The 11692-nt window shown below is 41.6% G+C and carries 7 protein-coding genes and 6 tRNA genes; 7 read left to right on the top strand and 6 right to left on the bottom strand.

Annotation, left to right across the window (positions count from 1 at the left end):
• Nucleotides 1-358: 358 nt before the first annotated feature.
• From AAEZ02_RS10400 to gltX, 5 genes are all read right to left on the bottom strand, one after another.
• A tRNA-Glu gene (locus tag AAEZ02_RS10400) sits at nt 359-434 on the bottom strand.
• Nucleotides 435-730: 296 nt separating this feature from the next.
• Nucleotides 731-806, bottom strand: a tRNA-Glu gene (locus AAEZ02_RS10395).
• Between the two features lie 296 nt (nt 807-1102).
• Nucleotides 1103-1178: transfer RNA gene (locus tag AAEZ02_RS10390), tRNA-Glu, on the bottom strand.
• A 611-nt stretch (nt 1179-1789) separates the two neighbouring features.
• Nucleotides 1790-1865: transfer RNA gene (locus tag AAEZ02_RS10385), tRNA-Ala, on the bottom strand.
• 102 nt (nt 1866-1967) lie between these two features.
• Nucleotides 1968-3377 (bottom strand): glutamate--tRNA ligase, encoded by a 1410-nt coding sequence (gene gltX / locus AAEZ02_RS10380; protein ID WP_351079389.1) that lies wholly within the window; start codon nt 3375-3377, stop codon nt 1968-1970.
• Between the two features lie 257 nt (nt 3378-3634).
• On the opposite strand from gltX, the gene AAEZ02_RS10375 reads away from it, so the two are divergent.
• Together AAEZ02_RS10375 and AAEZ02_RS10370 are read left to right on the top strand one after the other, a co-directional pair.
• A tRNA-Val gene (locus tag AAEZ02_RS10375) sits at nt 3635-3710 on the top strand.
• A gap of 40 nt (nt 3711-3750) precedes the next feature.
• Nucleotides 3751-3826: transfer RNA gene (locus AAEZ02_RS10370), tRNA-Val, on the top strand.
• Between the two features lie 215 nt (nt 3827-4041).
• Here AAEZ02_RS10370 and AAEZ02_RS10365 read toward each other — a convergent pair.
• Entirely contained in the window at nt 4042-5871 is a 1830-nt protein-coding gene (locus AAEZ02_RS10365; protein WP_351078377.1) for an ABC transporter ATP-binding protein, read from the bottom strand.
• A 221-nt stretch (nt 5872-6092) separates the two neighbouring features.
• Here AAEZ02_RS10365 and AAEZ02_RS10360 point away from each other — a divergent pair, with 221 nt between their 5' ends.
• The 5 genes from AAEZ02_RS10360 (at nt 6093) to AAEZ02_RS10340 (ending at nt 11445) form a co-directional block, all read left to right on the top strand.
• Nucleotides 6093-7628: an AlkA N-terminal domain-containing protein gene (locus AAEZ02_RS10360; protein WP_124013652.1), complete on the top strand. Its 1536-nt coding sequence runs from the start codon at nt 6093-6095 to the stop codon at nt 7626-7628.
• A 4-nt stretch (nt 7629-7632) separates the two neighbouring features.
• Nucleotides 7633-8184, top strand: coding sequence for a methylated-DNA--[protein]-cysteine S-methyltransferase (locus tag AAEZ02_RS10355; protein ID WP_124013651.1), 552 nt, complete (start codon nt 7633-7635; stop codon nt 8182-8184).
• 71 nt (nt 8185-8255) lie between these two features.
• The gene (locus AAEZ02_RS10350; protein WP_124013650.1) at nt 8256-9542 is read left to right on the top strand and encodes a DEAD/DEAH box helicase; all 1287 of its coding nucleotides are present in this window, start codon (nt 8256-8258) and stop codon (nt 9540-9542) included.
• A gap of 11 nt (nt 9543-9553) precedes the next feature.
• Complete coding sequence (locus tag AAEZ02_RS10345) at nt 9554-10033, top strand: dual specificity protein phosphatase family protein (protein ID WP_351122970.1); 480 nt, start codon at nt 9554-9556, stop codon at nt 10031-10033.
• 509 nt (nt 10034-10542) lie between these two features.
• Nucleotides 10543-11445, top strand: coding sequence for a chemotaxis protein (locus AAEZ02_RS10340; protein ID WP_351088963.1), 903 nt, complete (start codon nt 10543-10545; stop codon nt 11443-11445).
• Nucleotides 11446-11692 lie beyond the last annotated feature (247 nt).

The following is an 11692-nucleotide window of genomic DNA, read 5'->3' as shown; positions in this document are numbered from 1 at the left end:
GGATTCGAACCCCTGTTACCGCCGTGAAAGGGCGGTGTCCTAGGCCTCTAGACGAATGGGACACAGTTGATACGTTAAACTCTGTATCGAGTGAATACTCATCAATGTCTGTAGGCTAAACATCAATGCTAATTACCTATAATAAAGAACAAACCTAAAGGATTCGAACCCCTGTTACCGCCGACTCTTTATAAACCAAAGTGGGCGATGTCCTAAGCGCTATTTCTAGACGAATGGGACACAGTTGATACGTTATACTCTGTACCGAGTGAATACTCATCAATGTCTGTAGGCTAAACATCAACGCTTTATAGATCATCAAACAACTCTTTCGAATTATGTTCAACCATCTTAAATATGGTATCCCATAGGGGATTCGAACCCCTGTTACCGCCGTGAAAGGGCGGTGTCCTAGGCCTCTAGACGAATGGGACACAGTTGATACGTTAAACTCTGTATCGAGTGAATACTCATTGGTGTCTGTAGGCTAAACACCAGTGCTAATTACCTATAATGAAGAACAAACCTAAAGGATTCGAACCCCTGTTACCGCCGACTCTTTATAAACCAAAGTGGGCGATGTCCTAATGTCTATTTCTAGACGAATGGGACACAGTTGATACGTTAAACTCTGTATCGAGTGAATACTCATCAATGTCTGTAGGCTAAACATCAACGCTTTATAGATCATCAAACAACTCTTTCGAATTATGTTCAACCATCTTAAATATGGTATCCCATAGGGGATTCGAACCCCTGTTACCGCCGTGAAAGGGCGGTGTCCTAGGCCTCTAGACGAATGGGACACAGTTGATACGTTAAACTCTGTATCGAGTGAATACTCATTGGTGTCTGTAGGCTAAACACCAGTGCTAATTACCTATAATGAAGAACAAACCTAAAGGATTCGAACCCCTGTTACCGCCGACTCTTTATAAACCAAAGTGGGCGATGTCCTAAGCGCTATTTCTAGACGAATGGGACACAGTTGATACGTTATACTCTGTACCGAGTGAATACTCATCAATGTCTGTAGGCTAAACATCAACGCTTTATAGATCATCAAACAACTCTTTCGAATTATGTTCAACCATCTTAAATATGGTATCCCATAGGGGATTCGAACCCCTGTTACCGCCGTGAAAGGGCGGTGTCCTAGGCCTCTAGACGAATGGGACACAGTTGATACGTTATACTCTGTATCGAGTGAATACTCATTGGTGTCTGTAGGCTAAACATCAACGCTAAATGCTACAAAGCAACAAGGATCCGAACCCCTGTTACCGCCGACTCTTTATAAACCAAAGTGGGCGATGTCCTAAGCGCTATTTCTAGACGAATGGGACACAGTTGATACGTTAAACTCTGTATCGAGTGAATACTCATCAATGCCTGTAGGCTAAACATTAATGCTAAATGCTACAAAACAACAAGGATTCGAACCCCTGTTACCGCCGACTCTTTATAAACCAAAGTGGTCGATGTCCTAAGCGCTATTTCTAGACGAATGGGACACAGTTGATACGTTATACTCTGTATCGAGTGAATACTCATTGGTGTCTGTAGGCTAAACACCAGTGCTAATTACCTATAATGAAGAACAAACCTAAAGGATTCGAACCCCTGTTACCGCCGACTCTTTATAAACCAAAGTGGGCGATGTCCTAATGTCTATTTCTAGACGAATGGGACATAGTTGATACGTTATACTCTGTATCGAGTGAATACTCATTAATGTCTGTAGGCTAAACATTAATGCTAATTATCTAATTAAAGATCAGCAAGTAAGTGGTGGAGCTACACGGGATCGAACCGTGGACCTCTTCACTGCCAGCGAAGCGCTCTCCCAGCTGAGCTATAGCCCCTCTTACTTAATGCTTTTGAATATGCTACCAGAATAACCTGACATCATGTCTCAACTGCGAGGCGCATTCTATGCAGCATACCCAAAAGTGTCAACTCGTTTTTTAGGAATTTATTCTATTTGCTACAAATTCAATCGCTTTGGATATTCTTTGCGCAGATCTTTCTTTTCCGATTAAGAACAAGGTTAAATCTAACGCTGGAGACTGTCCAGCGCCTGTAACCGCAACACGTAACGGCATGCCAACTTTACCCATACCAACATCAAGTTCCGTGGCAGTGGCTTCGATAGCGTGGTGAATATTCTCTACACTCCAATCATTTAGTTCAGATAACTTTTGATTGAACAATGTTAAAGGCTCTAGTGCCACACCTCGTAAGTGCTTTTTAGCTTGTGCTTCGTCGAAATCGTTAAAATCTTCATAGAAATAGCGACTAGAAGCGGCTAACTCTTTTAATGTTTTAGCGCGTTCAGATAATGCAGTCACAATTTCAGTTAACGCAGGGCCATTACTGATATCAATTTTTTGGTCATCCATGTGCCACTGTAAATGTGTTGCTACATAAACAGGATCAAGTGACTTTATATAATGCTGGTTTAACCAAATTAGCTTATCGGTATTAAAAGCAGAAGCCGCCTTATTGATATCATCTAATTTAAACAGCGTTTTCAATTCTTCCATTGAAAATACTTCTTGATCGCCATGTGACCAACCTAAACGAACAAGATAATTTAATAGTGCTTCAGGTAAATAACCATCATCACGATATTGCATCACACCTACAGCACCATGACGCTTAGATAACTTGGCACCATCGTCACCTAAAATCATCGATACATGAGCATATTCAGGAATTGGGGCGCCTAGTGCTTTAAGAATGTTGATTTGGCGCGGAGTATTATTGATATGATCTTCACCACGAACAACGCAAGTAATACCCATATCCCAGTCATCAACGACAACACAGAAGTTGTAAGTAGGAACACCATCGGTGCGCTTAATGATTAAATCATCAAGCATATCATTTGAAATTTCGATGCGCCCACGAACGTGATCATCAAATATTACACTGCCTTCGACGGGGTTTTTAAAGCGAACAACAAAAGGCTCGTCAGTATCACGAGGAGCAAGGTTACGACAGCAACCGTCGTATTTTTGTTGTAAACCCTGTGCCGATTGCTCTTCACGCATTTTTTCAACACGTTCACGTGTGCAATAGCATTTGTACGCAGAGCCATTATCTAGCATTTGCTCAATAATTTCGTTGTAACGATCAAAACGCTTAGTCTGATAATAAGGACCCTCATCCCAAGTCAAACCTAACCAGTTCATACCATCAAGAATAGCATCACAGGCTTCTTGAGTTGAACGTTCAATGTCTGTGTCTTCAATACGCAGTACGAATTCACCATTATTAGCACGTGCGTGTAACCATGAATACAGAGCAGTACGGGCACCACCTACATGAAGAAAACCTGTTGGACTTGGGGCAAAACGCGTCTTAGTTGTCATAATCGGACACTAACCTATTTATAAACGTCTATAAAAAGACAAACAAAAAAATGTAGCGTCATTCTAACAGTCTAACTGAGTAGTTGAAATGGCGGACGCGTAAACCTGAGGCGGTTTTTGAATTTTCTTTATTATTAAACTCAATCTCTTGTTTAACAAAGCATCAAAGCGAACAATTTTAGCCCGACTGACATTTTTTTAAATAAAAAGCGTTGACAGGCTTTGCTCGCTGCCTATAATACTGCCCCACACAGCGAGGTCGATTAGCTCAGCTGGGAGAGCACCTCCCTTACAAGGAGGGGGTCACTGGTTCGAGCCCAGTATCGACCACCATGATTTTATTTATGAAGTCAATGTTGTTAATTATATCCCAGGTCGCTTAGCTCAGCTGGGAGAGCACCTCCCTTACAAGGAGGGGGTCACTGGTTCGAGCCCAGTAGCGACCACCATATAGCTTTACTGTTAATCTCATCAAATTATCTCGCTGCATCTATCAAACCCCCTAAGCTTTACCATTTTTTTGTACATCAATTATTTTTGTTAATTGCTAAGTCTCTAATGTAGATGTTTTTGTTGGATTGGGTTATCTCGGCAAACCGCAATAAAAAACCACTCAAAGTTGAGTGGCTCTTATTAGTTTTATTTTAATAATTTAAGTACTTAATTAATCTAACCCTAAAAACCCTCCAGTTTGATGGGCCCAGAGTTGCGCATAGATGCCACTGGCATTAATGAGCTCTTGATGGGTTCCTTGTTCAACAACACAGCCTTGATCCAATACGATGAGTCTATCCATAGCCGCAATCGTTGAGAGTCGATGCGCTATTGCTATCACGGTTTTGCCTTCCATTAATTCATAAAAGGATTCTTGAATCGCTGCTTCAACTTCAGAATCGAGTGCTGAGGTTGCCTCATCAAGCAATAAAATTGGCGCGTTTTTTAATAATACACGTGCAATGGCAATTCGTTGACGTTGACCACCTGAGAGTTTGACTCCACGTTCGCCAACTTGAGCGTCAAGACCTTTATTACCAAATGGGTCAGTTAAATTTTCAATAAACTCTGCCGCTTGTGCTTGAGTGATTGCCGCCATTAATTGTTCATCACTTGCATGGGGATCGCCGTACAAGATATTTTCACGAATTGAACGGTGCAATAACGACGTATCCTGAGTCACCATACCAATATTGGCGCGTAATGAATCTTGGCGAATATCCGTTATTGGTTGATCATCAATGAGTATTTCACCTTTCTCCACATCATGGAAACGCATTAGTAAGTTCACTAAGGTCGACTTTCCTGCGCCTGAACGTCCAACCAGACCGACTTTTTCCCCCGCTTTAATGTTCAGGTTTAGCTGCTCAATAACGCCCGTTTTCTCGCCATAATGAAAACAAACTTGATTAAAGTCTATTTTACCTTGATTAACAATAATGTCTTTGGCGTCGGGTTTATCTTGGATAGCAATGGGTTTAGATAGCGTGTTCATACCATCGGTCGCCGTGCCAATATTTTCAAAAAGTGAGCTGATTTCCCACATGATCCATTGTGACATGCCATTTAAACGCAACGCTAAACTCACGGCTATGGCAATGGCGCCAACCGTAATCGCACTGTCAGCCCATAACCAAATAGACACTGCGGTGATGGTAAATGCTAAAAGGTAATTGATGATTTGTACCAAAACATTAATTATCGTCACCAAACGCATTTGGCCATAAACGGTTTTTAAGAAACGCGTCATACTATCTTGGGCATAGTCGGCTTCTTGGGTGGTATGTGAGAACAGTTTTACGGTTGAAATGTTGGTATAACTGTCAACAATACGCCCTGTCATCGTTGAACGAGCATCGGCTTGTTCTGTGGATATTGCTTTTAGCTTTGGCACTAATTTCCATTGAATCAAGATATAAGCAGCCAACCATAGGAGCATGGGTAACACTAAGCGCACATCAGCAGCGGCAATCATCACGAGCATAGACGTGAAATACACTAAAATATACATCAGTACGTCCAGCAATTTCATTACCGTTTCACGTACCGCAAGCGAGGTTTGCATGACCTTTGTGGCTATTCGTCCAGCAAAGTCATCTTGATAGAAAGAAATACTCTGTTTGAGTAAATAACGATGCGCTTGCCAGCGAATGGCCATGGGGAAGTTACCCAAAAGCGTCTGGTGCACGATAGACGAATGTAGCCAAACAATCACAGGAATGACCACTAAGACAACCACCGACATGGTAATTAACGTCGTGCTTTCATCTTGCCACAAAGTTTGCGGGTTTTTGGTCACTAACCAATCGACTAATTTGCCCATAAAGCCAAACAGTGATACCTCCAACATCGCCAGCACCGCCGTAAGCACCGACATGATAATTAATGGCCTACCAAATCCGCGGGTATAATGGCGGCAAAATGCATATAAGGTATTGGGTGGCTGACTCGGTTCTTCTTGTGGTAATGCTTGGGTCAATGATTCAAAAAATTTAAACATCTAATGCTCTAACTTCATGGTGATAGTTCTGCTGACTAGGATAACGTAAAATGGCCAAATGTAATCGGTTAAATTGTTACATGATACGAAACGATTGAGTTCCGTTTTCCGCTAGTCGTGGTGGTTGTGTTTCGGTAAAGTAATCACTTAAGTACGCAGTGCAGGGAAAATGGTTCAGTTTTCGATTGAACCTGATTAACGTAAAGAGGCTAGCGAGACTAATGGTACAGATCCACAGCGATTGTAATGTTGCAGCACAGATTTGCCGGCAGGCTAGATTAAGTCGTGACGCTCGCTTTGATGGTCAATTTTTTACAGGGGTGCTAACTACAGGTATCTATTGTCGATCAATTTGTCCCGCGCCTGCGCCTTATGAGAAAAATGTGCGTTACTTTGATTCTGCTGTAAAAGCAGCTAATGCTGGACTGAGGCCTTGCCTTCGATGTCGACCAGATAGTGCACCAAGCTCATTTGCGTGGTTAGGGACTCAAACAACGTTAATGCGGGCAATAAAGTTGATTGAGCAAGGCTTTTTAAAAGGCGACAATCCAGGAACTGTGGTCAAGCTGGCAGAGAAACTAGGTATTAGCAGTCGGTATTTGAATAAACTCTTTAGCCAAGGATTGGGTACATCCCCTAAACGCTTTGCGTTGTACCAACAGTTGATGTTTGCCAAACAGTTATTGCACCAAACACCATTATCGATGACTGAAGTTGCCATGGCTGCGGGTTTTAATAGCATCAGGCGGTTTAATGAAATATTTAAACAAGAATTACGATTAACCCCAAGTGATTTACGCCAGAAAAGTCGATCCTCAACGAATGTTATTCACCCTCACAAAGATAACCACGTGAGTACTTATATTAAACCAATAACATTAGCATTAGCCTACAGACCACCCCTCAATTGGGCGAAGATGTTGGCTTTTTATGCCTTTCGCCAAGTCGACAATATGGAAGTAATTGATGATATTTCTGGCCGTTATGGTCGAACGTTTTCATTTGATGGCGTGGAGGGTTTTTTTTACATTTCAGCTCATAAAGATAAACCCCAACTTGATGTGAGTATTTACTTAGTTGATGCCAATGATATTAAGTTTTTACACAATATAGTGTTGCAACTTCGTCGCATGTTCGATTTAAATGCCGACATGGATATAATCCAGCAGGCATTATTACCCATCATCGAATTAGGAGCCAAAATTGATAGTGGTTTGCGTATTCCTGCCGCGGGTAGTGTGTTTGAAGCTGCTTGTCGAGCCGTTTTAGGGCAACAAGTGAGTGTCCTGCAAGCGACTAAATTATTAAATTTGCTGGTCGAGCATTATGGTACCTCACTGGTAATTGATGGTAAAACTTGGCGATTATTCCCGACAGCAGAAGCAATCGCTAAGGCATCATTAGATGAACTTAACATGCCTGGTGCGCGAAAATTAGCCTTAAATGCCTTGGGGGAATTTGTGCATCAACACCCAGATTCTATGCCTGATGATTGGCTTGCGGTAAAAGGTATTGGCCCGTGGACAGTTGCTTACGTTAACATGCGAGGCTTGAGCGATCCTGATGTTTTTTTGAGCTCTGACTTAGTCATTAAAAATCGCCTGCATGCGTTACATGAGCAATTGGGTAAAGCCATTGAAACACCTAAATCATACCTAAATATTGCCGCTGAGATCGCAAAACAAGCATCACCGTGGGGCAGTTACTTAACATTTCAGCTTTGGGATAACGATCCTGTTATTGCAAAAAAAGGATAATATTATGCCCCAATTTGCCTTACCTAAGCGTCACGCTTTAGTGACAAGTCCTGTTGGTTTACTCTCGCTTAAAGCCTCTGAGCATGGGTTAACGCATTTACAGGTTGAGGATCTCGTTCAAATAAGTTCAACAGTAGAAATTCAAACTCAAGTTACATTGCAGCAAAGTGGCATAGTGCATGCTCAAACTTTACTGTTACAGGCTCAGCGACACATTGATGAAACTGTGTTCCAGTTAGCTGAGTATTTCGCTAAGCAAAGGCAACAATTTGATGTGACCTTAGCGCCGAAAGGGACAGTGTTTCAACAAGAGGTTTGGCAAGCATTGAGTCAATTAACATTCGGTCAGCGTTGCAGTTACAGTGATATCGCTAATACTATTGGGCGACCTAAAGCCGTTAGAGCTGTGGGGGCTGCAAATGGTGCTAATCCAATTGCCATTATCGTCCCATGTCATCGGGTGATAGGCAAAGGTGGTAAGCTCACAGGTTATGCTTATGGGCTCGACATGAAGCAATGGCTACTCGACCTAGAAGGGATTGACGAAATTAACTGATTTATCTGACTGCTGCGCCAAAGTACGTTAAAATGACCGATTGATAACCTTTTTTTGAGCGCATTTGATACATGACCCAAGCTTCTTTAGTCACGACTTTTGCTGAATTTGGCCTGCATACCCCATTGTTGGCAAGATTAGCTGAGCTTAATTATATTCAGCCTACACCAATCCAAGCTGAAACCATTCCCAGTACGCTAACCGGTAAAGACTTACTGGCGGGTGCGAATACAGGCTCAGGTAAAACAGCGGCTTTTGCTCTGCCGATTTTACATCAATTAATGAATCGTCGGGCAACATCATCTGCTAAAGGTAATTTTGTGAGTGCATTAGTCTTGGTACCCACACGGGAATTAGCCAAGCAAGTTGCTGACAGCTTTAAATCCTATGCGGTTCATTTAAATGGTGACATTAAAGTGGTTGCTGCATTTGGTGGCGTATCGGTCAACACTCAAATGTTAGCATTGCGTGGCGGCGCGGATGTGGTAGTGGCAACCCCAGGCCGTTTACTCGATTTAGTCTCTTCTAATGCACTCAGGTTGTCTCAAGTGTCAACGTTGGTGCTTGATGAAGCTGACCGTATGCTAAGTCTTGGTTTTACTGAAGAATTGACTCAAGTACTCAACTTCCTCCCTAAGCAAAAACAAACGTTATTGTTTTCAGCGACTTTTCCTGATGAAGTTCGTCAATTAACGCAAGCGTTGTTAGTGGACCCACTTGAGATACAATTACAAAGCGCTGAGACGAGTACCTTAGTGCAGCGTGTAATGACGGTTAACCGTGAAAAAAAGACGGCATTACTTGCACACTTGCTACAACAACATCAATGGCGCCAAGTATTGATCTTTGTTAGTGCCAAAAATAGTTGTAATCATTTAGCTGAAAAATTAGCTAAACGTGGTATCACTGCAGAAGTCTTTCATGGTGATAAAGCCCAAGGCGCGCGAAGTCGGGTATTAGACGGTTTTAAAGCGGGTGAGATTCAAGTACTCATTGCGACAGACATTGCTGCCCGTGGTCTCGATATTGAAAAATTACCTGTGGTAATTAATTTTGACTTACCGCGCAGCCCAGCAGATTATATGCATCGAATTGGTCGCAGTGGACGTGCGGGAGAAATTGGTTTAGCGTTGACCTTATTGTCTCATGACGAGTATCATCACTTCTGTGTAATCGAGAAGAAAAACAAAATTCGCCTTGAACGTGAACAAGTTAACGGATTTGAGGCTGATGATGTTGTGCCTGAAACCGTACTCGAACAACCTAAACCAATGGCTAAGCCAGAAGGTAGTGGTAAAAAAAAGCGCAAAAAAGTAGCCTCCGTTAATATTGGTATTTGGGCTAAGAAATCTGATTAGTAGTAGGTAATATGAAAGATATTTTTTGGTTAGTTGATAAGCAAGTCGCAGGCCGTAGTGGTCCAAACAAAGATGTATGGGACTTAGCTGAATTAAAGCAAGCTGGTTTTGCTGCTATCGCATCATTAAATAATGGTGAAGGTTGTGATGTCGATGCTATGGCAGAATTAGGCTTGCGTCATAAAGTGTTTAATTTACCTGATAATATGCCACCTAAACCACAAGATTTAGCCATTTGTGCTGAGGTATTACCTCAGGTATTAGCATTCATTCGTGAATGTGAAAGTGAGCAAAAGGCAATATTATTGCACTGCAGTTCGGGAATTAATCGTACTCAAATGGTGATGGCTTATTATTTGATGGAAAACGGTGCCGCCCCTTTGCATGCTGTTAGCCAAGTCAGAAATGCCTGCGGGTTAGCGTTTGATGCTGAAGGCTGGGATCAATTTGTTTATGACGTGCTTTACGAACTGCAAGCCGCTTCGAACTGATTTATTTGAGTTTTAGCCTCATTGTTTTAGATCTCATATTATTAGGGAGACAATTGATTGGATCTGTAACTGATTAAATCAATTGACTCCCTTTGTTGTTTTTACCGAACATCTCCACATTCCCGAATGTTATATTCAGCCCTCTATCCGATATTCATCGGCAGTTAAGCTTATTACAGTGGCCGTGATGATTTACATTGTAGGCGGCGGAACATTTCAACTATTATCGACTATGCCCGTTACACTGGCTGTTTGCCGAGAAAAGAGCATTAAATACTACAAGCCTGTTTTACATTGCGAGTAAGCGATATCTCTTTTACCAACAGTGGGGTTTGATTGAGTGTAAATCGAATATCATCTAGTAATAGCGGAACTGATCATCGGATGAATTGCTAATTTTGTGATTTGTAATGATATTTGCAGATAAAATAGCTGGCTAAAGTTAGTCTATATTCTGACGATAAATGTTATAGTGAGGCTGATTTCAGTCTTCAGATGAAGGGGTAGTGATGAGTCCGAAAACGAGCAAAGCGAATCAATCGCAGGGTCTATTACTTTTTAAGTTAAATCAAACACAACTGTTTGCTTTAGGTACTTTAAAAATTCGTGAACTTGTGCCGTTTACTCCTTTAAATAAAATTCTGCACTCTCACTCTTCCATAATGGGTGCAGCCACTATTCGGGGGATGACTATTCCGGTTATCGATATGGCTGCTGCCATTGGTTATAAACCTGTGACCGAACAAGAGCGTAAAGATTGCCACATCATTATTACTGATTGTCAGCGAATGGTGATAGGTTTTCTTGTGCGTTCAATCGATAAAATTATTGAGTGTAACTGGCGTAATATCGAGGCGCCTTCCAGCAACTTAGGTAAAAATGCCTTTCTAACCGGTGTAACTCGTTTTGATGATCAGTTAGTTCAATTACTGGATGTCGAATTGTTACTATCAAAAATCTTTCCTGATGATCCTCTTCGTAATCGAGCCATATTAACCGATGTTCAACGTGAAAAATTAACACCATTACAAATTTTACTGGTGGATGACTCAAAAGTGGCCCGTAAACAGCTGTCTGATGCACTAGACTCGATTAACATTGCCTATCAAGTGACGGCAGATGGTCGGGACGCACTAGATATTATGCAACAAGCCGCTACAGACCGAAAACCAATTGATTTACTGGTGAGTGATATTGAAATGCCTGGTCTTGATGGTTATGAATTAGCCTTTGAGGTTAAAAATAATCCCGAAATTGAACACGCGTACATTATTTTACATACATCATTATCCAGCGAAATTAGTGTCAGCCAAGCTAAACAGGTCGGAGCCAATGAAGCATTAACTAAGTTTGATGCTCAAGAGTTAATTGAAGCGATGCTTAGAGGCGCTCATGCATTACAGTCTGCTTAATATTTAATAGTTGTTTCTCTGTTAGTATTTCATGGCTTTTAACATTGATAACAATTTTGCATCAAAAAAAGTGTAACCATTAAATTAACGTTTACTTTGCGAACGATGGTTGAATTTTTTTACTCATTTGGCATCAAGACTAGACTTATTACACACCATCCTGATATACAGCTATAAGGCTTTTACAGTGTCAGTATACACGATGTTCACAAGGTAATGCTTAACGTTAATGAGGGAGTGCTATCCC

The organism is Shewanella sp. T24-MNA-CIBAN-0130 (assembly GCF_040310185.1).
GTDB lineage: Bacteria > Pseudomonadota > Gammaproteobacteria > Enterobacterales > Shewanellaceae > Shewanella > Shewanella psychromarinicola.
The sequence above is the reverse complement of the archived record's forward strand: the minus strand, read 5'-3'. Positions and strand labels throughout refer to the sequence as shown.